Below are 23,099 nucleotides of genomic sequence, written 5' to 3' on the forward strand. Positions count from 1 at the left end.
GTTGCCGTTCGTCGCGCTCACGCCTCGCGCTCGGCGAGGTGGAGCGACTGGAAGAGGTGCGCGATCGCTTCCCGCGCGCGGGGCAGGGCCTGGCGGGCGATGGGGTCGTCGCGGTGCGGCAGGTCGAGGTCCATCTCCTCGACGATGCGGCCGGGCCGCTCGCTCATCACCAGGATGCGGTCGGACATCGCGACCGCCTCCGACAGGTCGTGGGTGATGAGGAGGGTGGTGACGCCGGAGGCGTGGATGGTGCGGGCGAAGCTGCGCTGGAGAAGCAGCTTCGTCTGCGCGTCCAGCGCGGAGAAGGGCTCGTCCAGCAGCACCACGTCGGGCTGGATGGCGAGCGTGCGGGCCAGCGCCGCGCGCTGGCGCATGCCGCCGGAGAGCTGGAAGGGGTAGTGGTGCGCGAAATCCTGCAGGCGACAGCGGGCGAGTTCGCGCAGCGCCCGTTCCCGGCGCTCGGCCTTGCCGATCGGGCGGGCCTCCAGCCCGAACTCCACGTTGCGGAGGATGCTGCGCCAGGGCAGCAGCAGGTCCTTCTGCAGCATGAAGCCGACATGCACGTTCGGGCCCGTCACCGCCTCACCGTTCAGGGCCACGCGGCCCTCGGTCGGGCGGTCCAGCCCGGCGGTCATGTTCAGCACGGTGCTCTTGCCGCAGCCGGAGGGGCCGACAATCGAGACGAACTCGCCGGGGGCGATGTCGAAGGACAGGCCTTCCACCGCAGTGAAAGGTGTGGCGGTGCGGTTGGCGAAGCGCTTCGTCACGCCGTCGAAGGAGAGGGCCGGGGTGGCCTTCGTCTGAGGCTCGGGCACGGCCTGGGCCTCGGGGCGGGGCTTCAGCTCGACGGGGGAGGCGCTCTGGGACACCGCGGCGTTCATCCGTTCAAATATGAACACAACGTTCACAAATGGAAGGATGCGCCGATGGGCGCGGCCACGTCAAAGCGTTTTTGCGGCGGATGTGATCTTCGCGGGCGGGGCTGGTTACGGGTTGCACAGCGGTTGGGCTGTCCTGCCCAGGAATTGTGCGGTGCAGCATGGCGGCGCCGGGCCTGACCCGGCGCCGGATGCTCACAAGCCGGACTGAATGTTGCGGCTGCGGATCACCTCGGCCCAGGTGGCTGTCTCCCGGCGGATGCGTGTGCCGAACTCGGCCAGGCCCTCGTCCGTTACGGTCAGGCCCTGGGCCTCCAGCGCGGTGCGGGTGGCGGGGGCGTGCAGCACGTTGCGGATGGCTTCATAGATCGCGGTCTGCGTGGCGCCCGGCACCGCCTTCGGCGCGAGAAGGCCGTACCAGGAGGTGATGTCGAAGCCGCCCACGCCCAGTTCCTCCAACGTCGGGATTTCCGGCGCGGCGGGGGCGCGGGCGGCGGTGGTCAGGGCGAGGGCGCGCACCTGCCCGCCGCGGATGGCCGCCAGCGTTGCCGGCAGGTTGGTGAAGAGAAGCTGGACGTTGCCGGAGACAACGTCCGTCAGCGCCTGGCTGGAGCCGCGATAGGGGACATGCAGCATCTTCATGTCCGTCTTCTGCGCCAGCAGCTCGCCCGCCAGGTGAAGCTGGCTGCCGACGCCGGGGGAGGCGTAGGTCAGGCCGTCGCGCTGGGTCTTCGCGAAGGCCACCAGCTCCGGGATCGTTCGCACAGGCAGGTCGTTGGCGCAGACGATGACGTTGGGCGCGGTGGCGAGGAGGCTGATGGGCGCGAAGTCCCGCGCCACGTCGAAGGTCAGGTCTCTCATCAGCGTGGGGTTGATGGTCAGGTTCCCCGCGGGCACCAGCAGCAGCGTGTTGCCGTCCGGCGCGGCGCGGCGCACGGCGTCGATCCCGATATTGCCCTGGGCGCCGGTGCGGTTGTCCACCACCGCGGTCTGGCTGCCTGCCGCCTGGATGCCCTGGGCGATCACGCGCGCCAGCACGTCCACCGGGCCGCCGGGGGTGAAGGGCGCGACGATCGTGACCGGGCGGGTGGGCCAGGCCTCGGCCGCGCGCGCGGTGCGGGAGAGGGTGAGGAGGCCAAGGCCGCCGAAGGCGAGGGCGCGGCGCCCGAGGGCGGGCTGGGTGGGGATCATGGGGACCTCATGGGGTGAAGGGGCGGGTGGCCTCGGGGCTCCGGCGGCAAGGATGGTGCCGGGAAAAGGGGTTCACGCACGGGCATCGGCGGGGCGGGAGCCGAGGGCGGCGGAGATGCGGGCGGCGGTGGCCACCACCTCCCGCGCCAGGGGGCCGCGCAGCTCCTCCTCCGAGGTGAGGAGGGCGATGGTGGAGATGTTGATGGCCGCCACCGTGGCGCCCGCGACGTCGCGCACCGGGGCGGCGACGCTGGCGACGCCGGCCTCGTAGCCCGCCACATGCGCTGCAAAGCCGGCGGCGCGGTCGGCCTCGGCCTGGGCCAGCAGGGCGGGGATGGTGGTCGGGGTGCGGGGGCCGTGGGGTTCCAGCGCGATGCCGGCGTAGAGGTCCCGCAGTTCCGTGACGGACAGGGCGGAGAGGAGCACCCGGCCCATGCTGGTGGCGTGGGCCGGAAGCCGCGTGCCCACCTGCACCACGCTGGACAGCGAGCGGCGCGTGGGGAGCCGCGCGAGGTAGACGACCTCTCGCTCCTCCAGCACGCCGAGATGGGCGGACCAGCCCGTGCGGTCGCGCAGCCCTTCCAGCTGCGGCCGCGCCACCTCCAGCAGGTCGCGGGAGGCGAGATAGCCGTAGCCCAGGCGCAGCACCTGTGGGCCCAGCGCGTAGGTGCGCGTGCCCGGGTCGTAGGTAAGGAAGCCGAGCTGGTCGAGCGTGTAGGCGATGCGGAACACGGCGGAGCGGGTCACGCCGACGGCCTGGCCCATTTCCGTCAGCGTCATGCGCCGGCGCTCCGGCGTGAAGGCGAGCATCACCTCCAGCCCGCGCTGGAGGCCGGGGACGATGTAGCGGTCGTCCACCACCGCCTCGCCTTCGTCTCGTTTGCCCATAAAACGTCGTCTATCATTCAAAACACACTGGGGCTAGTCCTGCCGGGCCGGCGATGGGCCGGCGAGTGCCGGAGAGCGCCGCATGAACGTCCTCGCCCCCGTCCCCTCCTCGCTGGAGGCCGAGCTGCGCGCCCATGTCGGCCGCCACGTCGAGAAGACCTTCGATTGGGACGCCTTCCCCAGCAACCGCGGCTTCCCCGACCTGGAGCGGGCGCAGATGCGCTACATCGGCGCCGGCGGATCGCCGAAGGTGGGCGACACCTCCACGCTGAAGCCGGAGCACTTCACGGTCAGCCTCATCTACAAGCATGTCGGCAAGTACGCGGCCTGCCACGCGCACGAGATCGAGGAGAGCTTCCTGATTATCGACGGCGTGCTGACGGTGGGCTGGGAGAAAGACGGCGAGGTGGTCGAGGTGAAGCTCGGCCCGAAGGACATGATCCTCAACGCCCGCGACATCGGCCACGGCTTCCGCAACGACGGGATCGAGCCGGTGCTGATGTCTATCAGTGTCGATGTCGGCAAGCCGCTGCCGCCGCGCTACCTGTACCACCCGAAGAACACGGCGCCGGCGCTGGCGCGGAGCTTCGGGGCGGAGCCGGGGAAGACCATCCCCTTCTCCGTCACGGGCGATCATCCGCTGCAGCAGCACATGGCGCGCTACGTGATCCGCCACAGCGAGCAGCCGACGCTGTGGGACGCGGCGGGCTTCACGCGAAAGGTCTATGTCGGCCCCGGCGGCATCGAGAGCGACACCTGCCGCAAGGAGATGCTGGGCATCCCCGCGGGCGCCGGCGTGAAGCCCTATTCCCGCGACGTGGAGGACGCCTTCCTCGTTCTGGAGGGCAGCCTGACGGTGGGCTGGGAGGACGAGGCCGGGAACGGCGTGGAGGTGGAGCTGGGCCCGCGCGACCTGGTGATGAACCCGGCCGGGCGCCGCCACTGGTTCCGCAACAACAGCGCGGGGCCGGTGACGGTGTGGCAGGTGATCGGCACGGCCGAGCCGGAGACGGTGCGCTTCGAGGCGGCCTGAGCATCGGGGGCCGGGGGGCTTCCCTCGGCCGTCCTGGAGTTTTCCGGTGGACAGGGGCAGATGGTGCCATGCCCACCGATGATCCGCGGCGCCGCGCGCCGGCCGCCGCCCGCAACCGCGACCCCATCCTGGCCGTGCTGCGGGCGGTGCTGCCGCCGCGAGGGGTGGTGCTGGAGGTGGCCAGCGGCACCGGCGAGCACGCGCTGCACTTCGCGCAGGCCTTCCCCGACCTCGTCTTCCAGCCGAGCGACCCCGATGCGGGCGCGCGGGCCAGCATCGATGCCTGGACGGCAGGGCAGGGCAATGTCCGACCGGCCCTGGCGCTGGATGCGGCAGGGGAGTGGCCGGTGATTGCGGCGGATGCGGTGCTGTGCATCAACATGATCCACATCGCGCCCTGGTCGGCGACGCCAGGGTTGATGCGCGGGGCGGCGGCCTGCCTGCGGGCAGGTTCGCCCCTGGTGCTCTACGGCCCCTACCGGCGGAACGGTGGCCACACCGCACCGAGCAACGCGGAGTTCGATGCGGATCTGCGGCGCCGCAACCGGGAATGGGGCGTGCGGGACCTGGAGGCGGTGGCGGCGGAGGCGGCCGCGCGGGGCTTCGGCGCGCCGGAGGTGCGGGAGATGCCGGCCAACAACCTTCTGCTCGTCTTTCGGCGATAGGTTCCACGAACCGGGGCGGCGTGCCGGGCGTTGCAGCGGCATGGAATACCCGATCCACGCTTTCCTGCGCGGTGATGGCCGCGATGGCCGGGGCCGCCTCCTGACTGAGGTGCTGGCCTTCGACAATGGCCGCCTTGAGGCGGTGCACGACTTCATCCAGTGGCTGTTTCCGCTGCGGGAGGCGAGCCGGGCGGTGCCGGGCTCGCCCGTGATGGGGGAGGATGAGGCAGCGGCGATCCGGGCCGATCCGAAGGCGCAGGACGGGTTGCGCGCGGCGCTGGAGCGGATGGCGCGCTTCTACGCCGGGACGGACCACTGGCTCGCGCGCTTCGACCACAACCACCTTCGCATCACCCGGATCATCACGGCCGTGCGCGACCTGCTGGGGCGGGAGGAGGCGGCGCGGTTCCATGCCGGCCTGCTGGCGCGGGTCGGGGCGGCGGGCGGGCCGGTGAATGCGGAGAGCCTGCGGCACTGGGAACGTGCCCTCGGCCCGGCGTAGAAGGCGCCATGCCGCCCGAGCAGCGATCCCTTTTTCCCAATCCCGGCTCCATGCTGGCGCGGCTGATCGACGGGCCGATGGCGCCGGGGCGCGTGGCCTGGATCGGGCTGCGCGCGGTGCGGCGGGAGCCGGTGCGTGCGGTGGAGTCCGCGATGGCCGAGGCAGGGCAGGGGCTGCAGGGCGATCGCTACGCCAGCCGCAACAATGGCGGGCGGCAGGTGACGCTGGTGGCGGCGGAAGGGCTGCGGGCCATCGCAAGCTATCTCAGGCGGGACGCGGTGCCGCCGGAGCGGCTGCGGCGGAACCTGCTGACGGAGGGGATCAACCTCACCGCCCTGCGGAACCGCCGCTTCCGGGTGGGCGGGGTGCTGCTGGAATGGTCCGGCGACTGCCATCCCTGTTCCCGCATGGACGAGGAACTCGGCGAGGGCGGCTACAACGCCGTGCGCGGGCATGGCGGCATCACCGCGCGGGTGTTGGAGGGCGGGGTGATCCGGCTGGGGGATGCCGTGATCCGCGTCCTGGAGCCTACCCCGCCCGGATGACGCGGGCGCCGTCCTCGGCATAGGGGGCGCAGGCGGTGGGGGGGGCGTCCGTCACGAGGGTCCAGCCGCCGGCGGCGGCGGCGGGCAGGGGGGCCCAGAAGGGCTGGCCGTGGCGGCCGAGCTTTGAAGCATCGGCCAGCACCACCACCTCGCGCGCCTGGCGGATCATCAGGGACTTCAGGGAGACCTGCTCCAGCGTCGCCTCGCAGACGCCGCGGCCGGGCATCACGCCGTCCGCGCTCATGAAGACCCGGTCGGCCGTGAGGGGGCGCAGCGCCTGTTCCGCCAGGGGGCCGACGGTGCTCATGCTGATCGGGCGGACCGTGCCGGCCAGCACGACGAGTTCCAGGCCCGGCGCATCGGCCAGCACGGGGATCAGCGGCAGGTTGTTCGTCACCACGCGCAGGCTGCGGCCGCGCAGAAGGCGGCCCAGCGCCTCCACGGTGGAGCCGCCGTCGAGGATGACCGTCTCGCCCTCGCCGATCAGGGCCAGCGCGGCCTCGGCGATGGCGGCCTTGGCGGCGCGGTGCTGCCCGGTGCGGGCGCGCAGGCTGGATTCCAGGTGCGGTGCGGCGAGGATGGCACCGCCATAGGTGCGCGCGACCGCCCGCTGCTCGGAGAGGGCGTTCAGGTCGCGCCGGATGGTGGAGGCGGAGACGTCGAAGCGCGCCGCCAGGGCGTCCACATCCGTGTCGCCGGCGGCCAGGGCGGCCAGGATCTCATCGTGGCGCGTTCGTCGGCGTCGCATGGTCTTGGACCCTAGTGGGTCGGGTGGCCGGGGGCGATCCCCCCGGCCACCGGCTTCGCGATCAGGCCGCCTGCAGCGCGCGCTTCGGGGCGAGGCCCACGGCCTGCTTCAGCGCCTCGACCAGGGAGCCCTCGTCGGCGATGCCCTTGCCGGCGATGTCGAAGGCGGTGCCGTGGTCCACGCTGGTGCGGACCACCGGCAGGCCGATGGTGATGTTTACCCCGGCCTCCAGGCCCATCACCTTCACCGGGCCATGGCCCTGGTCGTGGTACATGGCGACCACAAGGTCGAAGTCGCCGCGGGCGGCGCGGAAGAACAGCGTGTCGGCGGGCAGCGGGCCGTCAACGCTCCAGCCGTTGGCGTGGCACTTCTCGATGGCGGGGATGATCTTCTCCTCCTCCTCGCCCTGGCCGAAGAGGCCGTTCTCGCCGGCATGCGGGTTGATGGCGCAGACGCCGATGCGGGGCTGCTCGATGCCGGCCTTCACCAGCGTCGCGCGGCCGCGCTCAATCACGCGGAACACCAGGCCCGGCTCGATCTTCCGGATGGCGTCCATCAGGCCGATATGGGTCGTGACGTGGATGACGCGCAGCTTCGGCGCCACCAGCATCATGGAGACCTCCGGCGTGCCGGTCAGGTGCGCCAGCATCTCCGTGTGGCCGGGGTACTTGTGGCCGGCGGCGTGCAGCGCCTCCTTGCTCAGCGGCGCCGTGCAGATGGCGTCGGCCTCGCCGGCCTCCACCAGCCGCGTCGCGCGCTCGATGTAGCGGAAGGCGCCCTCGCCCGAGAGGGCGGAGAGCTGGCCGAAGGGGTGGCCGGCGGGGATGATGCCGAGGTCGATCACGTCCACCGTGCCGCGCTGGTACTTGGCGCCGGCGGGGGACTGCAGGGCGTTCACCTGCAGGCCGGTCTTGGTGATGGCGTCGGCCTCGCGCAGGCGCGTCGCGTCGCCCACCACGAAGGGGCGGCACATCGCGTAGACGTCCTCCCGCGCCAGGGCCTTCATGATGATCTCCGGGCCGATGCCGGAGGCGTCGCCCATGGTGATGGCGATGATCGGGCGGGTGTCAGACATCACGCGTTCTCCCGGGAGAGATTGTGCAGCCGGGACAGGCTGCGGAGGATCGTTCCGTCGTCGCCGAAGGCGCCGGCCTTCGTCATGACGGGGACTTGGATGGCACCCTGGGTGACGCCGAGGGGCACGCCGGCCTCGACCTCCTCCACCAGGCGGATGCCGTGGACGCCGAGATGGCTCAGCAGCGCGCAGGCCGTTTCCCCGCCCGTGGCGAAGAGGCCGCCCATGCTGCGGCCTGCGGGCTCCAGCAGGGTGCCGAGCGCCGTGGCGAGGGCGGCGCCCTGGGAGAGGTCGGCGGGGGAGGTGTCCGTGATCAGCACGAGCGTGTCGCGGCCGGCGGCGAGGGAAGCGGCGATCGCCTCAGCCATGGGTGCCCAGCCCGGGTCGGCGGGGCCGGCGCGGAGCAGGCCGACCGGTACCTCGATGAGGGCGGCCGCGCTCTCGGCGACAAGGCGGGCGGCGGCGCTGCGGGAAGCCTCGGCGATGCTCCCGACGACGACAAGGACGCCGCCGCGCGCGGCGGGCGGCGCGGCGGGCAGGGCGCCCATGAGCGGCAGGGCGGCAGCGAGGGCGGCGGCGATGCCGCCGGAGCCGACCCAGAAGACGTCACCGACGAGCGGCAGGCTGGCGCGGGCCAGGGCGTCCAGGTCGGTGGGAGCGGTGGCGTCGCAGACCACGGCCTCCACGCCCGCGGCCAGGGCATCGCGCAGGGCGGCTTCCAGCGCCGCGTCGCCGGCGCGGATCGTCTCCAGCGGCAGGTGGCGGGCCTTGAGGCCGACAGCTTCCAGCACCGTCGGCAGGTGCGCGCTCTCGTAGCTGTGGTCGCGCGCCCAGAGGGGGGTGGATTCCAGCGGCGCGCCGTTCAGGTGGACGCGCCCGCCCTCCGTGGTGCGGCCGGTGGCAGGGAAGGCGGGGGCGACGATCGCCATCGCCGGGCGGCCGGCCTCATGCAGGGCGCCGATGGTGGCGGCCAGCTCGGCGGCGGGCTGGCCGCGCAGGGTGGAGTCGATCTTCTTGATCAGGCCGGTGCCCGGAGCGTGGCGGGCGCGCAGCAGCGCGGCGTGGCGCCCGGCCGCATCCCCGGGGCTCAGGCGGCGGCTGTCGGCGTCGATCGCCAGCACCTCGGCGGCGGCGCCCTCCGCGCTGTGCCAGCCGACCGCCGCCTCCAGCCCGCGGCGGGCAAAGGCGATGCCGCAATCGGCGGCGCCGGTCAGGTCATCGGCGAGGATGAGCCAGCGGCGCGTCATGCGCCCCGTCCCTCAGCTACGGCGTCCCGGCCCGGGCCGACGCGGCGGGCGACCCAGGCGGTGACCGGCGGCACGAGGATGGCGGTGACGATGACGCAGGCGGAGACGAGGATGGTGGCCGCCGGGGCCGCATCGGCATAGGCGGGGTTGTTGGCCGCCACGATCGCCGGCACGGCGGCCGCGTTGCCCGCGGTGGAGGCCGCCGCGACGCCCGCGACGCCGGAGCCGCCGATGGCGCGGTCCGCAAGGAAGAGCGCCGTGCCGGTGATCACCACCACCGCGACGCCGAGGCCGAGACCCAGCAGCCCGGCCTGCCAGACCTTCGTCAGGTCCAGGCCGGCCCCGAGGGCGAAGGCGAAGAAGGGGATCATCACGGGAATGGCGCGGCTGAGGAAGTCGCGCATCTCGCGGTCCAGGTTGCCGATGATCATGCCGACGAGGAGCGGCAGGATCGCGCCCACCAGCACCGGCCACTCGAAGGCCGAGAGCCCGGCGACGCCGAGGGTGATCATGGTGAGGAAGGGGCCGGATTCCAGCGTCATCACCGTGTAGGCACCGACATCGCGCGGCGCGCCGTACTGGCCCATCAGCGCCATGTAGAGGCCGCCATTGGTGTCGTTCATCGCGGCGACGATGGCGAGGGTGGAGAGGCCGGCGAAGATGCCGCTGGCCACCGGCGCCTCGCCCAGGAACTGGCCGACGATGATGCCCAGCAGCGCGGCGATGCCGACCTTCGTGGCCAGCAGCGTGCCGCCCTTCTTCAGGATGTAGGGGGTGGCCTTGAAGTCGATGCTGGCGCCCATGCAGACGTAGAACACCGCCAGGATCGGCAGGGATCCCGTGAAGAGCGCGCCGGTGAAGGAACCGAAGAACTTCGGCGTGGCTGGGAAGAGGGTGGCGATGATCGCGCCGAGGGCGAGGGGCACGACCATCATGCCGCCGGGCACGCTCTCGATGGCGCGCTTGATGGGAATCTGCATGGGCATTCTCCGATGGCGCCCGAGGCTGGGTGCCCGGCCGCGCGGGACGCGGGACTACGGGGCTGATGTCGCGTCCGGTGGGGCGAAGTCAATGAATTTTTGCGCGAACTGCGCAGAATTGCCTAGTGGGTGCCGCACCGCGCCCCTTCGCGGGTGCAGCATGGTTTTTAGGTTGAAAGCAGCTCCGGATCACGCTTCTGCGCAGGGTTGATCGGCATCCGAAGTTTCCCCTCGACATTTTTGCTCAATACGCGCAGAAGCGAACGCGCAATCTGGTCATGTAGAGGACTAGCGGGGGCGGCACCTGCCGCCACCCCGGCCGTGTGGACGCATCGCCCCGGGCGCTGCGGCCGCCCGGCCCCAAGCACGGAGCCGACCAACGCCATGAGCCTCGCCGTTTCCGATGCCGCTGCTGACGCCGCGCTGGTGGAGGCCCTGGCCGCGATCGTCGGCCGCCAGCACGTCGTCGCGCCCGGCGAGGACCAGGAACCCTATGTGGTGGACTGGCGCGGCCGCTATCACGGGCGCGCCGCCGCCGTGGTCAAGCCGGCCGACACGGCGCAGGTGGCCGCGGTGGTGCGGCTCTGCGCGGAGCGGGGCGTGACGATCGTGCCGCAGGGCGGGAACACCGGCATGTGCGGCGCGGCCACCCCGGACGCTTCCGGCCAGGCCGTGGTGGTGCGGCTGGACCGGCTGAACCGCGTGCGCGCCATCTCCGCCCTGGCCAATTCCATCACGGTGGAGGCGGGCTGCATCCTGCAGACCATTCAGGAGGAGGCGGAGAAGGTGGACCGCCTCTTCCCCCTCTCACTCGGCGCGGAGGGGAGCTGCCAGATCGGCGGCAACATCGCCACCAATGCCGGCGGTACGGCCGTGCTGCGCTACGGCAACACGCGGGAGCTGGTGCTGGGGCTGGAGGTGGTGCTGCCGGACGGCACGGTGCTGGACCGCCTGCACGCGCTGCGGAAGAACTCCTCCGGCTACGACCTGAAGCAGCTCTTTATCGGGGCGGAGGGGACGCTGGGCATCGTCACCGCCGCCTCCCTCAAGCTCTTCCCGCGCCCGCGCGTCTCGGCGCTGGCCATGGTCGCGCTGCCGGAGATCGAGGCGGTGCTGACGCTGATGGGGCGGCTCCGCAGCGCGGTGGGCGACCGTCTGGCGAGCCTGGAGGCCATGTCGCGCGGCCAGATCGAGGTGATCGCGGAGCACGTGCCGGACGTGGCGATCCCCTTCGCGCTGGAGGCGCCCTGGTACCTGCTGATCGAGTTGACGGACACGCTGGCCGCGACCGACCTGCGCACCCCGCTGGAGGAGGCGCTGGGCGCCGCCTTCGAGGAGGGGCTGGTGACCGATGCCGTGATCGCGGAGAGCGGCGCGCAGGCCGAGGCGCTCTGGAAGATCCGCCACTCCGTCTCCGAGGGCAGCAAGCGCGCGGGCTACGTGGTGAGCCATGACAGCGTGGTGCCGTTGGAGAACCAGGCGCTTTTTGCCCGCAACGTGGAGCGCCGGATCGCCGAGGTGGCGCCGGAGGCGCGCATCGTGATGCACGGGCATATCGGCGACGGGAACATCCACGTCCTCGCCATCCTGAACCCGCAGCAATACCCGGATGCCGCGACCGCCGCGCCGATGGTCGCGCGCATCAATGCCGTGGTGGATGACGAGACCGCGGCCCTGGGCGGCGTGATCAGCGCCGAGCACGGGATCGGCATCAGCAACCGCGTGCGGCTGGGCCGCGTGACGAACCCTGCCGAGATCGCGCTGATGCGGCGCGTGAAGGCGCTGTTGGACCCCGCCGGGCTGATGAACCCCGGCAAGGTCCTGCCGCCCGAGGCCTGAACCCTTTCCCGTGATGTCCCAAAGAGGAAACACCGTGAACCGCCGTACCCTGCTCGGAACCGCCCTCGGCTCCGCTGTCCTGCCCTCGCTCGCTCGTGCCCAGGGCGGCAACTGGCCGACGCGGCCGATCCGCATGATCGTGCCCTATCCGCCGGGCGGCGCGACGGACGTGATCGGGCGCGTCTATGCCGACCACATGGGCCAGACGCTCGGCCAGCCCGTGGTGATCGAGAACCGCCCGGGCGCGAGCGGCAATATCGGCACGGACGTGGTGGCGAAGGCGGCGGGCGACGGCTACACGATCGGCTGCGTCACCGTCTCCAACTTCTCGATCAACCAGTTCCTCTACAAGAACGTCCCCTACGACATCGAGAAGGACCTGCGGCCCATCGCGCTGGGCTGGGAATTCCCGAACATCGCCGTGGTGGCCCCGAACAAGGTGCAGGCCAAGACGCTGCAGGAGTTCGTCACCTGGGCGAAGGCCAAGCGCGGCGGCATCACCTACGGCTCCACCGGCGTCGGCACCACCACGCACCTCTCCTCCGCCATGCTGTTCAGCCGCCTGGGGATCGAGGCGGTGCACGTGCCCTATCGCGGCGCGGCGCAGATCCAGCCGGCGCTGCTGAGCGGCGACATCGACTTCGCCATCGACGGCGTGGCCTCCTACCAGGCCCTCGTCGAGGCAGGGCAGATCCGTGCCCTGGCGGTGACAAGCGCGGAGCGCTGGCCCACCCTGCCCGCCATCCCGACCATGGCGGAGTCGGGTGTCAACGACTTCGTCGTGACGGTCTGGGGCGGCTTCGTCGCCCCGGCCTCCACGCCGGACGCGGTGGTGGAACGGCTGAACGCGGCGCTCAAGGCGACCGTGGACGACGCCACCCAGCGCGAGCGTTTCGCCCGGGTCGGCGCCAAGCCGATCTGGACCACGGCAGCCGACGCCGCGGCGCGCGCGGCGCGGGAGCGGCCGATGTGGCGTGAGACGATCGAGAAGTCGGGCGCTGAGGCGGACTGATCTTTCGGGTGGCGGTCTGTGGCCGGGGAGAGGAAGAAGGAATTCTTCCTCTCCCCGGACCCGTTCGAAGCAGTGCTTCGAACCCATCATCTTTTTCTTCGAGTTGGGATCATCCCGCATGCGGTGCGCCTGAGGTCGACGACCTCAGGCGACTGCAGGGGCAGGATCAGGCCACGATACCGAGACCCCGTGTCAGGCCGGCGCGGCGGCAGCCAGACGGGGATCCAAGGGCCTCAGGCCCTTGGCGGGGGGCCAGGGGGCGGAACCCCTTGGGGGCCGGCCGTCGCTCCACCCGGCCCGTTGTCCCTGTCGGCGCCGCGTGATGGGATTGGGCCGATGCCGCGCGCCAGGAACATGCCGGAGGAGAGTGACGAGCCGCGGCTGAACCTGCGGCTCGATCTTGGCGGCGGCCTGCGGGTCGGGCCGGGCAAGGTGCGGCTGCTGGAGGAGATCGGGCGGGCCGGCTCCATCTCCGCGGCCGGGCGGGCGCTTGGCATGTCCTATCGGCGGGCCTGGGAGCTGGTGGAGGCCCTGAACCGAGGCTTCGGGGCACCCGTGGCGGAGACGACGGCGGGCGGCGCCGGCGGGGGCGGGGCGAGGCTGACGGCGCTGGGCGAGGAGGTGGTGCGGACCTATCGCGCGATCGAGGCGGAGGCGAATGCGGCTGCCGGACCGCGCCTGGCGGCACTGGCGCGGCGCGAGGCGGGCTGATCCGGGGTTGTTTCCGGGCCACCGGCTTTCGATCTGCAGAACATGAGCAGCACGGTCCTGGAAGGGCAGGCACTCCGCTTCCCCTTCGACAACTCCTATGCCCGCCTGCCCGAGCGCTTTCGCGCGCGGCTGGATCCGACGCCCGTGGCGGCGCCGCGCCTGCTGAGGCTGAACGAGGCCCTGGCCCGGCGGCTGGGCCTGGATCCGGCGGCGCTGGCCTCGCCCGAGGGCGTGGCGGTGCTGGCGGGGAACCGGGTGCCGGAGGGGGCGGAGCCGCTAGCGGCCGCCTATGCGGGGCACCAGTTCGGGAACTTCGTGCCCCAGCTCGGGGATGGGCGCGCCATCCTGCTGGGCGAGGTGGTGGCGCCGGACGGGGCACGGTTCGACATCCAGCTGAAGGGTTCCGGTCCCACCCCCTTCTCCCGCCGCGGCGACGGGCGGGCGGCGCTCGGGCCGGTGCTGCGGGAATACCTGGTCAGCGAGGCAATGGCGGCGCTGGGGGTGCCCACCACCCGCGCGCTGGCCGCCGTGACGACGGGGGAGCAGGTGTACCGGGAGACGGCGCTGCCGGGCGCCGTGCTGACGCGCGTGGCGAGCAGCCATATCCGCGTGGGGACCTTCGCCTATTTCGCGGCGCGCGGGGATGTAGAGGGGCTGCGCGCGCTGGCGGACCACGCCATTGCCCGGCATTACCCGGATCTGGCGGGGGCGGCGAACCCGTACCGTGCCCTGCTGGACGGGGTGATCGCGCGGCAGGCGGCGCTGGTCGCGCGCTGGATGGGGATCGGCTTCATCCACGGGGTGATGAACACGGACAACACCTCGATCTCCGGCGAGACGATCGACTACGGGCCCTGCGCCTTCATGGACGCCTACGACCCCGCCACGGTGTTCAGCTCCATCGACCAGTTCGGGCGATACGCCTACGGCAACCAGCCGCGGATCATGCAGTGGAACCTGGCGCGGCTGGCGGAGGCCCTGCTGCCCCTGCTGGACGAGGGGGAGGAGGCGGCGCTGGCTTCCGCCAACGAGGCGCTGGCCGGCTTCGCCCCGGCTTTCGAGGGGGCCTATCTCGAGGGGCTGCGCGCCAAGATCGGGTTGCCCGGCGGCAGCACCGGCGATGCGGCGATGGCGGGCGAACTGCTGAAGGCGATGGCGGAGAACCGGGCGGACTTTACCCTCACCTTCCGCCGGCTCTGCCGGGCGGTGGAGGGGGACAATTCCGCGCGCGACCTGTTCGCCGCCCCGGCGGCCTTCGACGCCTGGGCCGGGACCTGGCGGGCGCGGCTGGCGGAGGTGGGCGGCGACCCTGCGGCGCGGGCGGCGGCGATGCGGGCGGTGAACCCCGCCGTGATCCCGCGCAACCACCTGGTCGAGTCCGCGCTGGCGTCCGCCCATGCCGGCGATCTCGGGCCCTTCGAGGCGCTGCTGGAGAGCACCTCCCGGCCCTATGAGGACCAGCCGGGCGCGGATGTTCCGCCGCCGGGGGCGGAGGAGCCCTATCTCACCTTCTGCGGGACCTGATCCGGGAGCTCACCTTCGGAAGGGCCGCCGGGCGATCCGGCGGCCCTTCTCCGTTCACCCGTCCAGGCGGATGCCGAGATCCCGGATCAGCGGGCGCCAGACGGCGTTCTCGGCGGCAACATACTCCGCCATTCCGGCTGGCGTGCGGGGCACCAGTTCCGCGCCGATGTCCTTCATCTGCTTCGACACCTCCGGGCTCTCGATGGCCGCGCGGAGGAGAGCGTTCAGGCGTTCCACCACCGGCTGCGGCGTTCCGGAGGCGACCGCGACGCCCTGCCAGCCGTAGGACACGGCCTTGGGGTAGCCCAGCTCCACCGCCATGGGCACGGCGGGCGCGGCCGCGGCGCGGCTGTCCCCCAGCATCACCAGCCCGCGGGCGCGGCCGGTGGAGAGGTAGGGCAGGCCGTTGGTGATGTCGGAGATGATGCAATCCACCTGGCCGGCGACGAGGTCGTTCAGCACGGCGGGCATGCCGCGATAGGGCACATGGGTCGCGTCCAGCCCGGAGTGGCGCTTCAGCACCTCCATGGCGAGCTGGTGCGGGGAGGCGACGGCGGGGGTGCCGTAGGTGACCGTGCGGCGCTTCGATTCCGCCAGCAGCCCGGCGAAGTCCTGGAAGGGGCTTTCCGGGCGGACCAGCAGCAGCATGGGGAAGCGGCCGATGAAGCCGACATTCACCAGGTCCTTGTCCGGATCGAAGGGAAGCCGGGCGTAGAGGGCGGGGTTGTAGACGAGGACGCCGTTATCCGTGTGCAGCAGCGTGTGGCCGTCGGCGGGGGAGCGGATGACGTTCTCGGTGGCCACGATGGCGCCGCCGCTGGGGCGGTTCTCCACCACGATGGACTGGCCGATGGCCGGGCCCATCTGCCGGGCGATCATGCGCGCGAAGATGTCGCTGGCGCCGCCCGCGCCGTAGCCGACCACCCAGCGGAGGGAGTGGTCCGGCCATGTGCCCTGCGCGCGCGCCGCCGGTGACAGCGCGAGGCCCGCCCCGGCGCCGAGCGCGAGGCGGGAGAGATCCCTTCGTCCGAACATGCAGCAGCCTCCTTTGTGTGGTGCCGCCGCGTGCCGCGCTTTCCTCTTCCCGTCCGGTTCAGTCCGGCAGCACGGGCGGCTTGGCGAGCCCTTCGGCCCGCAATCTCTCCACCAGCGCGCCTAGGCGCTGGCGACGATAGGATTCGAGATCCAGGCCGGAATAATCCATGAAACCCTGGCCGGTGCGAAGGCCGATCCGGCCCTGCTCCATGTTGCGCTCGATCACCTCCGGCGCGCGGTAGCGTTCGTGGCCGAGGGCACCGGTGAGGTAGCGGCTGGCGTGGTAGAGGATGTCGCCGCCGCCCCAGTCGATGAACTCCAGCACGCCGAGCACGCCGAAGCGGAAGCCGAAGCCGTATTTCACGGCCTTGTCGATTTCCTCCGCGCTGGCGACGCCTTCCTCCACCATGCGCGCGGCCTCGTTCATGGCCAGTGTCTGCAGGCGCGGCACGATGAAGCCGGGGGTGGCGGCGCAGTTGACCGGGACCTTGCCGACGGATTCGAGGATGGCGTGCAGCCGCGCCACCGTCTCCGGCGCCGTGTCGCGGCCCGGCGAGACCTCGACGAGGGGGATGATGTAGGCGGGGTTGAGCCAGTGCGCGTTGAGGAAGCGCGCGGGGTCCGCGACGCTGGGGGAGAGGTCGTCCACCAGGATGGTGGAAGTAGTGGAGGCGAGAATGGCGTCCGGTGCCATCAGCCCAGATGCGCGGGCGAGGATGTCGCGCTTGAAGTCGAGGATCTCCGGCACGCCCTCGAAGACGAGGCCGGCGCGGGAGAGGACTTCCGGCGCCTGCTCGTCCGGCGCGACGCGCACGCGGGCGAGGATGGTGTCGGCGCGCGCGGGGTCGAAGAGGCCGAGTTCGGCCAGGGTGCGGAGCGCGTCACCGATTTCCGTCAGGGCTTCCGCTTCCAGCCTCGCAAAGGCGGCGGGGTCGCGCGGCTTGGCATCCAGCAGCACCACCTCATGCCCGGCATAGGCGAATTGTACCGCGATTCCCCGGCCCATGCGGCCAGCGCCGAGGCAGGCGATGTGGGTGCGGTCAGAAGCCATGCTTCAGCACCCGGTCGATCCCGGCGCGGTCCAGCCCGCCCAGGCCGGCATCGGCCAGGGTGCGGCCGGAATGGTCCGGCGCATCGCCCCGGATGGCAGCGCCGATGGAGGAGAAGGCGCGGGCCAGTGGGGTGGGCACGCTCGCGAGATCGGCGGCCGAGATGATGAGGGAGAGGCCGAGGCGCAGGTCCTCCATCATGTAGCGGTGCTTGGTGAGGATGATCTTCTCGCGCCAGTCGCCGGATTCTGTCAGCCGGTCATGGCTGGCGCGGCCGTACATCCATTCCTCGCCTTCCTTCGCGTAGTGGTGGGCGAGAGGGAAGTGCGGGGTGCCGTAGCCCAGGGCCTCGCGCACCGCGATGCGCTCCGCATCCAGCGCGTCCGTGGTGCGGCGGATGGCGGGGACGGTGCCCTCGTTGTGGATGTCCCACTTCTCGAAATGCTCGAGCGGGCCGGCGTTCATGATGATCAGCGGCGGGTGGATGATGGCGCCGGCGTTCATCAGCGCGCCAGAGAGGGCGTCGCCGCAGGGTTCGATGGCGCCGGGGAAGGCCTGGGCGATCACGGCCAGCGCGTGGTCCGCAGCGTCCAGCGGGAAGACGCCGGTGGGCAGGCGGGTGGCGCGGGTGGTGATGGCGACTTGATGCGGGCCGTGCTTGCGGGCCAGCCAGGGCAGGGTGCCGGTTTCGGCGAAGGCGACGCGGGGCTTGCGGCCGGTCTCGTACAGGGCCCGGGCCATCAGCACGGTGCCGAGGGTTCCAGGGGGCAGGAAGACGACCTGCCCGTCTTCCAGAACGGGGGCGAGAAGGCGCGCGATGTCCGCCTGCGCGGTGGCAGGGGCGGGACACAGGATCAGGTCAGCGCCGCGTACCGCTTCTGCGATGTCGGTGGTGACGAGGGCCAAGCGGGCCTCGTGCACGCCTTTCGCGTCCTTCACGGAGATGGTGCCGCCCTGCGCCTTGTGCGCGGCCACAGCCTCCGCGTCTCGCCGCCACAGGCGCACCTCGTGGCCGTTCAGGGCCATGTCGCCGGCGGCGGCGAAGGAGCCGTTGCCGCCCCCGAGGACGGCGATGCGGAGCGTCATGCTTGGGTTCCGACCAGGGGGCGCAACTCGAAATGCCGGACCTTGCCGAGGGCGGTCCGGGGCAGGGCATCGGTGAAGATGACGTCCCGCGGCACCTTGAAGCGGGCGAGGCGGGCGGCGACGTGGGCGCGCACCCCTTCGGCATCCGCAATGCAGCCGGCGCGGAGGACGAGGAAGGCCACCGGCACCTCCTGCCATTTCGGGTCGGGGGCGCCGAGGACGGCGGCTTCCGCGACGTCCGGGTGCTCCAGCAGGACGCGCTCCAACTCGGCGGGGTAGATGTTTTCCCCGCCGGAGATGATCATGTTCTTCTTGCGGTCGTGCACGGTGAAGTAGCCGTCCGCGTCGCGCGTGGCGATGTCGCCGGTGTGGTACCAGCCGTCGATCGTGCAGGCCGCCGTTGCGACCTCGTCGCGCCAGTAGCCGGAGAAAAGATTGCGGCCGCGCAGCAGCACCTCGCCGGGGGTGCCGTGGGGAAGTTCGCGGCCGGTGTCGTCGGCCACCTTCGCCTCGCAGAGCAGGCCGGGGAGGCCGGTGGAGGTGCCGCGGGAGAGATCGCCGCCGAGGCGCGTGTAGACGGCGATGGGGCAGCTTTCCGTAGCGCCGTAGACCTGCAGCAGCGGCACGCGGCGGGCGGTGACGGCATCTATCAACGCCTGGTGGACGGGCTCCGAGCCGGTGGAGATGGCGCGGAGGGAGGAGAGGTCGGCATCGGCCCAGCCCGGCGCGGCCAGCAGGGCGCGGATCACGGCGGGGACGGTGAGGAAGAGAGTGGGGCGATCTCGCGCAATGGCTTCCAGCGCGGTATCGGGCGCGAAGCGCGGGTGGATGGTGACAGTGGCGCCGGCCTGCAGCGCGGGCGTGGTCTGGATGTTCAGCCCGCCGACATGGAAGAAGGGCAGGGCGGAGAGGATTTGGTCCTCCGATGTCATGCCGTGCAGGTGGTGGCTCATCACCGCGTTGTGGAACAGCGCTTCCTGCCGCAGCAGCGCGCCCTTCGGGCGGCCGGTGGTGCCGGAGGTGTAGACGAGCAACAGGGGGTCTTCGAGCGTGCCGGGGCCTTCCGCGTCGGCGCTGCCCTTGGGAATGTCTAGCAGCAGGGCAGGGACATCCGGCGCGGCCTCGGTAAGCGTCGCAGCGAAGGCGGGCTCCACGAAGCAGAGGCGCGCTTCGGCGTGTTCCAGGATGTAGCGCAGTTCCGGCGCAGCGAGGCGCCAGTTCAGCGGTAGGAGGATAGCGCCCAGCCGGGCGCAAGCATAGAGCAGGGCGAGATAGGCCGGGTGGTTCGTGGCCAGCACTGCTACCCGGTCGCCGGGCAGCACGCCGTGATCCACGCGCAGCGTGTGGGCGGCGCGGGCGATCATGGCGGAGAACTCGGCGTAGGAGATCGCCGCCCCCTCGAAGCGCAGGGCGGTCTTAGCGGGGGCGAAGGCTGCGTTGCGGTCGATGAGGGTGGCGAGGTTCGTCACGCCTCTATTCGTCCTTCTCGCCCGGCTTGTAGAGGGTTTCGCGGCCGAGCCGGTCGATGCAGATCTCGGCGGTCCAGGGCAGCATGAGGGAGCCGCAGCGGCTGTCGCGGTAGATGCGCTCCAACGGCAGGGACTTCAGCATGGCCTGCCCGCCGCAGGTGCGGATCGCCTTGGTGGCGATGGCGTTGGCGTTCTCCATCACCGTGTGCTGCGCGGCATAGGCGCGCATCACCTGGTCCCGGGTGGGATCGGGGCGCGCTTCCCGCACGGCCTGGAACCACAGGGCCTTGGTCTGCTCCAGCATCACGCGCATCTCGGCGACGGCGATCTGCTTCGTGGGGAACATGCGGCGCTTCACGGGCGGCGTTCCCGGCACTTCGCCGCGCAGGTAGGAGACGGCGAAGTCGTAGGCGGCCTGGGCGAGGCCCATATAGGTGGGCGTCAGCGTCATGAACATGTGCGGCCAGCGGCCGGCGGCCTGGAAGTAGACGCCGCGCGGCATCAGCATGGAGTCCTCGGGGACGAAAACATCCTTCAGCAGCAGCGTGCGGGAGACGGTGCCGCGCATGCCCAGGGGATCCCAATCCCCGACGACGGAGACGCCGGGCGCGTTGGCGGGCACGGCCAGGTAAAGGGTGTTGCGGCGGCTGCCCCGCTCCTCGCCCTGCTTCTCCGTGCAGAGGATGCCGTAGTAGTCGGCGGCGCCGGAAAGGCTGGCGAAGATCTTCTTGCCGTTGACGATGTAGCCGCCCTCCACCGGCTGCGCTTCTGTGCCGAAGGCGACGGCTCCGGCGGCGGCCGCGCCGCCCTCGGAGAAGGGCTGGGAGTAGACGGCGCCCGTCTCGATGATGCGGCGGTAATGGGTGGAGCGGCGCGCGCGATGGGCGGCACGGTCCGCCTCGCTCATCTCTAGGTCCTCGCTCAGCAACCCGGACCAGAGGGTGGAGCAGACATGCATGTTCCAGGAGAGGGCAGTGGCGCCGCAGTAGCGGCCCAACTCTGCAGCAGTGAGGCAGTAGGTAGCGAAATCCGCGCCCTCTCCGCCATCCTCGCGCGGGACGCAGATGCCGAGCAGGCCTTCCCCGTGCATGTCGCGGAAATTGTCGAGCGGGAAGCGCGCCTCGCGGTCCCAGATCGGGGCGCGCGGCGCCAGCACGGCCTTGCCGAAGCGGCGGGCGCGGGCCGTCAGCTCGGCCTGCTGCGGCGTGAGGTTGAAGGCCTCCGGCGCGAAGATCGGCTCGTCCTGCGCGGTGTCGGCGGCGAGGGTGTACATCACGCGCTCCCCTTCAGGTGGCGGTCCAGGAATTCGAGGATGATGGCGTCGAATTCCTCCGGCGCCTCGATATTCGGCAGGTGGCCGATGCCGGCCATGCAGCGGTACTCAGCGCCCGGGATCTTCCCGGCCATGCGCTCCATGACCGGGGCGGGGGCGTTGGTGTCCGCTTCCCCGGCCAGGCACAGGGTTGGCACGCGAATGGTGCCGAGCGAGGCGCGCTCGTCGAAGGTGACGAGGCAGCGCACGGCGGCGCGGAAGGTCTGGGCCGGGGTCTCGCCAAGAACGGCGATGGCGTGGTCGCGCCAGGGCGTCTCGGCGCCGCGCGGACCGACTAGGGCGGCGAAGGTCTCGGGCGCCATGTCGGCCATGCTGCGGCCCTCGTCCAGCGGCTTCATGCGGGCGGCGACGAACCGCTGCTGAAACTCCCCGGAGGGATTTCCAAAAGCCGGGCTGGTCGCGCCGAGGACCGCGGCGGCATAGGCATCGGGGCGGCGGCGCAGCAGGGTTTGCACGACCATGCCGCCCATGGAGTGGCCGAGCAGGACGGGGCGGTCCAGGCCGCGTTCCGCGATCGCGGCTTCCACATCCGCCGCGAGCCCTTCGAAATCCATCGCTTCAACGGGCGGGCGATCCCCGTAGCCCGGGAAGTCGAGCGGCACCGGATCCAGCCCACGGGCGGCGAAGGCGGCGCGCTGCGGCTCGAAGAGCCTCGCGCCGGCGCCGATCCCGTGGAGCATCACGATCGCTGTCATGGGAGGATCATATGAAAAGGAATATTTCTGTCCAGCACGGATTTCAGCCGAAGACCTCCTGCACCACGCCCTTCACCACCACAGGGGTGCCGTCCAGCAGGATGTCCGTTCCCATCACGGGAATGTCGAAGTGGCCGGGGGTGTAGCGGCCCGCGAACTCGTTGGCGCCGGTGGAGAAGAGGAAGTTGCCGGAGACGGCGCGCAGCTCCGTGCCGTTCGTGTCGCGCCCGTCATACATGGACAGCGCCTCGTAGCGGGCGGCCGGGTTCATGCCGAAGCCGACATGGGAGACGGCATAGGCCTCCCGGTCGCCCCAGGCGGCGAAGGACTGGCGCATCATCTCCGCGTCCGGGCCACTGCCGTCGATGGCGGTGACGTAATCCGCCTCGATCGTCAGGCGGATGGGGGCTGCGAGGTAGCGCTTGAAGGTCAGGTTGATGTCGCCAGTATCCAGCACCAGCACCCCGTTCACCGTGCCGGCGGCGGGGAAGCTGACGACGATGCCGCCGGGCCAGTGGGCCAGGGTGCCCGGCCGGTCCGTCCAGCCCCAGACGCCGACGGTGGAGGCGCCGGCCATGTCGATCTCCAGCGCCGTGCCGGCGGCGGAGCGCACGCTCATCCGCTTCGCGCCGCGCAGAGCCTTGGTGGCGGCCTTCACGCGCGCCATCAGCGCGTCGTCCGGGCGCATCCGCTCCAGCGCTTCCGGGTGCTCGTTGGAGATGGAGAGGATGCGGGAGCCGGCCTTGAGGATGGCCGCCGTCTCCCGCGCGTGCATCAGGCCCTGCACGGTCAGATCCACCACCAGGGTGCTGGCGGAGAGGGCGTCGATCACGGGTTCCAGGCCGCCGATCGCCTCGCTGGCGCCGGTGGAGCGGATAGGGACGGGGTAGGGATTGCGGGCGGTGGGCAGCACCAGGTGGAAGGGGCGGGCCCCCAGGCGCAGCAGGGCGAGTTCGGCCAGCTGCACGTTCAGGGCGCGGGACTGGGTCTCGGAGAGGATCGCCACCACCTCGCCCGGCTTCACCGCGCATTTCGCCAGGATCTCGGCGAAGGATTCGATCCACTTGTGCTCGATGCGGTCCGCAAACATCCTGGGCCGGCCCTCTGTGTCCGCCGGCATTCCCGCGCAGAATGGCCGGGCCGGTCAAGATATATGAAAAGGGATGGAACGCCCCCGTGGCCTTCACCGAGAGCTACCTGCCCTATCTGCTGGCCCGGGCCAGCCACGACATCTCCTCCAGCTTCCACGCTTCCCTGAAGGGTTGGGACCTTTCCGTGCCGGAGTGGCGCGTGCTGGCCTGCCTGTCCGACGTGGACGGGCTGGGGGTGGGGCAGCTGGCGGCGATGGCGCTGATGAAGCAGCCCAGCATGACGAAGGTGCTGGATCGGATGGAGGAGGACGGGCTGGTGCGCCGTCGCTCCACCCGGGAGGACCGGCGGCGCGTGCTGATCCACCTGACGCCCAGGGGCCGGGCCCGGGTGAAGCCGGTGCTGGAGGCGGCGCGGGCGCATCAGGACGCGCGGCTGGCCCCGCTGGGCGAGGAGGAGCGGGCATTGATCTTGCGTGCGCTGCACCTGCTGATCGGGGAGTAGC

At 71.5% G+C, this 23,099-nt stretch carries 23 protein-coding genes; 9 read left to right on the plus strand and 14 right to left on the minus strand.

Features of this window, described 5'->3' with window-relative positions:
* Nucleotides 1-17: 17 nt before the first annotated feature.
* The 3 genes from J5Y10_RS17555 to J5Y10_RS17565 form a co-directional block, all read right to left on the minus strand.
* A complete protein-coding gene (locus J5Y10_RS17555; RefSeq protein WP_342452952.1) occupies nt 18-869 on the minus strand; it encodes an ABC transporter ATP-binding protein in 852 nt (283 codons plus the stop codon).
* Between the two features lie 204 nt (nt 870-1,073).
* Nucleotides 1,074-2,069: a Bug family tripartite tricarboxylate transporter substrate binding protein gene (locus J5Y10_RS17560; RefSeq protein ID WP_209375342.1), complete on the minus strand. Its 996-nt coding sequence runs from the start codon at nt 2,067-2,069 to the stop codon at nt 1,074-1,076.
* A 72-nt stretch (nt 2,070-2,141) separates the two neighbouring features.
* Complete coding sequence (locus J5Y10_RS17565; protein ID WP_209375343.1) at nt 2,142-2,957, minus strand: IclR family transcriptional regulator; 816 nt, start codon at nt 2,955-2,957, stop codon at nt 2,142-2,144.
* A gap of 82 nt (nt 2,958-3,039) precedes the next feature.
* Between J5Y10_RS17565 and J5Y10_RS17570 the strand changes: the two genes are divergently transcribed.
* The 4 genes from J5Y10_RS17570 to J5Y10_RS17585 all read left to right on the plus strand — a co-directional run bounded on the left by J5Y10_RS17570 (nt 3,040) and on the right by J5Y10_RS17585 (nt 5,702).
* On the plus strand, nt 3,040-3,990 hold the full coding sequence (locus J5Y10_RS17570; protein ID WP_209375344.1) for a cupin domain-containing protein: 951 nt from the start codon (nt 3,040-3,042) through the stop codon (nt 3,988-3,990).
* Between the two features lie 68 nt (nt 3,991-4,058).
* Nucleotides 4,059-4,655, plus strand: a complete 597-nt coding sequence (locus tag J5Y10_RS17575) for a DUF938 domain-containing protein (protein ID WP_209375345.1) — start codon at nt 4,059-4,061, stop codon at nt 4,653-4,655.
* 40 nt (nt 4,656-4,695) lie between these two features.
* Nucleotides 4,696-5,157 carry an opioid growth factor receptor-related protein gene (locus J5Y10_RS17580; protein ID WP_209375346.1) on the plus strand — a complete coding sequence of 154 codons (462 nt, stop codon included), beginning with the start codon at nt 4,696-4,698 and terminating at the stop codon, nt 5,155-5,157.
* Nucleotides 5,158-5,165: 8 nt separating this feature from the next.
* The gene (locus J5Y10_RS17585; RefSeq protein WP_209375347.1) at nt 5,166-5,702 is read left to right on the plus strand and encodes an MOSC domain-containing protein; all 537 of its coding nucleotides are present in this window, start codon (nt 5,166-5,168) and stop codon (nt 5,700-5,702) included.
* Here J5Y10_RS17585 and J5Y10_RS17590 read toward each other — a convergent pair.
* From J5Y10_RS17590 to J5Y10_RS17605, 4 genes are all read right to left on the minus strand, one after another.
* Complete coding sequence (locus J5Y10_RS17590; RefSeq protein WP_209375348.1) at nt 5,686-6,450, minus strand: DeoR/GlpR family DNA-binding transcription regulator; 765 nt, start codon at nt 6,448-6,450, stop codon at nt 5,686-5,688. The two genes, J5Y10_RS17585 and J5Y10_RS17590, sit on opposite strands and share 17 nt — an antisense overlap.
* 61 nt (nt 6,451-6,511) lie before the next feature.
* A complete protein-coding gene (gene pdxA / locus J5Y10_RS17595; protein ID WP_209375349.1) occupies nt 6,512-7,525 on the minus strand; it encodes a 4-hydroxythreonine-4-phosphate dehydrogenase PdxA in 1,014 nt (337 codons plus the stop codon).
* Nucleotides 7,525-8,772, minus strand: coding sequence for a four-carbon acid sugar kinase family protein (locus tag J5Y10_RS17600; protein WP_209375350.1), 1,248 nt, complete (start codon nt 8,770-8,772; stop codon nt 7,525-7,527). Before J5Y10_RS17600 ends, pdxA begins: the two co-directional genes overlap by 1 nt.
* The gene (locus J5Y10_RS17605) at nt 8,769-9,752 is read right to left on the minus strand and encodes a 2-keto-3-deoxygluconate permease (RefSeq protein WP_245214829.1); all 984 of its coding nucleotides are present in this window, start codon (nt 9,750-9,752) and stop codon (nt 8,769-8,771) included. The genes J5Y10_RS17600 and J5Y10_RS17605 overlap by 4 nt, the downstream gene beginning before the upstream one ends.
* 384 nt (nt 9,753-10,136) lie before the next feature.
* On the opposite strand from J5Y10_RS17605, the gene J5Y10_RS28510 reads away from it, so the two are divergent.
* The 4 genes from J5Y10_RS28510 to J5Y10_RS17625 all read left to right on the plus strand — a co-directional run bounded on the left by J5Y10_RS28510 (nt 10,137) and on the right by J5Y10_RS17625 (nt 14,838).
* Entirely contained in the window at nt 10,137-11,591 is a 1,455-nt protein-coding gene (locus tag J5Y10_RS28510) for an FAD-binding oxidoreductase (RefSeq protein ID WP_209375351.1), read from the plus strand.
* 34 nt (nt 11,592-11,625) lie between these two features.
* On the plus strand, nt 11,626-12,603 hold the full coding sequence (locus J5Y10_RS17615) for a Bug family tripartite tricarboxylate transporter substrate binding protein (RefSeq protein WP_209375352.1): 978 nt from the start codon (nt 11,626-11,628) through the stop codon (nt 12,601-12,603).
* Between the two features lie 336 nt (nt 12,604-12,939).
* Nucleotides 12,940-13,314, plus strand: a complete 375-nt coding sequence (locus J5Y10_RS17620) for a winged helix-turn-helix domain-containing protein (RefSeq protein ID WP_209375353.1) — start codon at nt 12,940-12,942, stop codon at nt 13,312-13,314.
* Between the two features lie 42 nt (nt 13,315-13,356).
* Nucleotides 13,357-14,838, plus strand: coding sequence for a protein adenylyltransferase SelO (locus J5Y10_RS17625; protein ID WP_209375354.1), 1,482 nt, complete (start codon nt 13,357-13,359; stop codon nt 14,836-14,838).
* A gap of 54 nt (nt 14,839-14,892) precedes the next feature.
* On the opposite strand, the gene J5Y10_RS17630 is transcribed toward J5Y10_RS17625, so the two are convergent.
* From J5Y10_RS17630 to J5Y10_RS17660, 7 genes are read right to left on the minus strand one after another with little or no spacing between them, the layout of a single operon-like run.
* On the minus strand, nt 14,893-15,873 hold the full coding sequence (locus tag J5Y10_RS17630; RefSeq protein ID WP_209375355.1) for a Bug family tripartite tricarboxylate transporter substrate binding protein: 981 nt from the start codon (nt 15,871-15,873) through the stop codon (nt 14,893-14,895).
* A 58-nt stretch (nt 15,874-15,931) separates the two neighbouring features.
* Nucleotides 15,932-16,924 carry a 3-hydroxybutyryl-CoA dehydrogenase gene (locus tag J5Y10_RS17635; protein WP_209375356.1) on the minus strand — a complete coding sequence of 331 codons (993 nt, stop codon included), beginning with the start codon at nt 16,922-16,924 and terminating at the stop codon, nt 15,932-15,934.
* Complete coding sequence (locus J5Y10_RS17640) at nt 16,914-18,008, minus strand: NAD/NADP-dependent octopine/nopaline dehydrogenase family protein (protein WP_209375357.1); 1,095 nt, start codon at nt 18,006-18,008, stop codon at nt 16,914-16,916. Before J5Y10_RS17640 ends, J5Y10_RS17635 begins: the two co-directional genes overlap by 11 nt.
* Nucleotides 18,005-19,477, minus strand: a complete 1,473-nt coding sequence (locus J5Y10_RS17645; RefSeq protein ID WP_209375358.1) for a class I adenylate-forming enzyme family protein — start codon at nt 19,475-19,477, stop codon at nt 18,005-18,007. Before J5Y10_RS17645 ends, J5Y10_RS17640 begins: the two co-directional genes overlap by 4 nt.
* Nucleotides 19,478-19,481: 4 nt before the next feature.
* The gene (locus J5Y10_RS17650) at nt 19,482-20,750 is read right to left on the minus strand and encodes an acyl-CoA dehydrogenase family protein (RefSeq protein WP_209375359.1); all 1,269 of its coding nucleotides are present in this window, start codon (nt 20,748-20,750) and stop codon (nt 19,482-19,484) included.
* Nucleotides 20,750-21,505 (minus strand): alpha/beta fold hydrolase, encoded by a 756-nt coding sequence (locus J5Y10_RS17655; protein ID WP_209375360.1) that lies wholly within the window; start codon nt 21,503-21,505, stop codon nt 20,750-20,752. The genes J5Y10_RS17650 and J5Y10_RS17655 overlap by 1 nt, the downstream gene beginning before the upstream one ends.
* A gap of 43 nt (nt 21,506-21,548) precedes the next feature.
* On the minus strand, nt 21,549-22,595 hold the full coding sequence (locus J5Y10_RS17660; protein ID WP_209375361.1) for a 2,5-dihydroxypyridine 5,6-dioxygenase NicX family protein: 1,047 nt from the start codon (nt 22,593-22,595) through the stop codon (nt 21,549-21,551).
* 86 nt (nt 22,596-22,681) lie between these two features.
* Here J5Y10_RS17660 and J5Y10_RS17665 point away from each other — a divergent pair, with 86 nt between their 5' ends.
* Nucleotides 22,682-23,098 (plus strand): MarR family winged helix-turn-helix transcriptional regulator, encoded by a 417-nt coding sequence (locus tag J5Y10_RS17665; protein WP_209375362.1) that lies wholly within the window; start codon nt 22,682-22,684, stop codon nt 23,096-23,098.
* Nucleotide 23,099: the final 1 nt, after the last annotated feature.

It is taken from the genome of Roseomonas indoligenes (assembly GCF_017813365.1).
GTDB lineage: Bacteria > Pseudomonadota > Alphaproteobacteria > Acetobacterales > Acetobacteraceae > Roseomonas > Roseomonas indoligenes.

Coding starts and splice junctions, on each gene's coding strand:
- J5Y10_RS17560 (WP_209375342.1), bottom strand. CDS start 2,069: ATGATCCCCACCCAGCCCGCCCTCGGGCGCCGCGCCCTCGCCTTCGGC.
- J5Y10_RS17565 (WP_209375343.1), bottom strand. CDS start 2,957: ATGGGCAAACGAGACGAAGGCGAGGCGGTGGTGGACGACCGCTACATC.
- J5Y10_RS17570 (WP_209375344.1), top strand. CDS start 3,040: ATGAACGTCCTCGCCCCCGTCCCCTCCTCGCTGGAGGCCGAGCTGCGC.
- J5Y10_RS17575 (WP_209375345.1), top strand. CDS start 4,059: ATGCCCACCGATGATCCGCGGCGCCGCGCGCCGGCCGCCGCCCGCAAC.
- J5Y10_RS17580 (WP_209375346.1), top strand. CDS start 4,696: ATGGAATACCCGATCCACGCTTTCCTGCGCGGTGATGGCCGCGATGGC.
- J5Y10_RS17585 (WP_209375347.1), top strand. CDS start 5,166: ATGCCGCCCGAGCAGCGATCCCTTTTTCCCAATCCCGGCTCCATGCTG.
- J5Y10_RS17590 (WP_209375348.1), bottom strand. CDS start 6,450: ATGCGACGCCGACGAACGCGCCACGATGAGATCCTGGCCGCCCTGGCC.
- pdxA (WP_209375349.1), bottom strand. CDS start 7,525: ATGTCTGACACCCGCCCGATCATCGCCATCACCATGGGCGACGCCTCC.
- J5Y10_RS17600 (WP_209375350.1), bottom strand. CDS start 8,772: ATGACGCGCCGCTGGCTCATCCTCGCCGATGACCTGACCGGCGCCGCC.
- J5Y10_RS17605 (WP_245214829.1), bottom strand. CDS start 9,752: ATGCAGATTCCCATCAAGCGCGCCATCGAGAGCGTGCCCGGCGGCATG.
- J5Y10_RS28510 (WP_209375351.1), top strand. CDS start 10,137: ATGAGCCTCGCCGTTTCCGATGCCGCTGCTGACGCCGCGCTGGTGGAG.
- J5Y10_RS17620 (WP_209375353.1), top strand. CDS start 12,940: ATGCCGCGCGCCAGGAACATGCCGGAGGAGAGTGACGAGCCGCGGCTG.
- J5Y10_RS17625 (WP_209375354.1), top strand. CDS start 13,357: ATGAGCAGCACGGTCCTGGAAGGGCAGGCACTCCGCTTCCCCTTCGAC.
- J5Y10_RS17630 (WP_209375355.1), bottom strand. CDS start 15,873: ATGTTCGGACGAAGGGATCTCTCCCGCCTCGCGCTCGGCGCCGGGGCG.
- J5Y10_RS17635 (WP_209375356.1), bottom strand. CDS start 16,924: ATGGCTTCTGACCGCACCCACATCGCCTGCCTCGGCGCTGGCCGCATG.
- J5Y10_RS17640 (WP_209375357.1), bottom strand. CDS start 18,008: ATGACGCTCCGCATCGCCGTCCTCGGGGGCGGCAACGGCTCCTTCGCC.
- J5Y10_RS17650 (WP_209375359.1), bottom strand. CDS start 20,750: ATGTACACCCTCGCCGCCGACACCGCGCAGGACGAGCCGATCTTCGCG.
- J5Y10_RS17655 (WP_209375360.1), bottom strand. CDS start 21,505: ATGACAGCGATCGTGATGCTCCACGGGATCGGCGCCGGCGCGAGGCTC.
- J5Y10_RS17660 (WP_209375361.1), bottom strand. CDS start 22,595: ATGTTTGCGGACCGCATCGAGCACAAGTGGATCGAATCCTTCGCCGAG.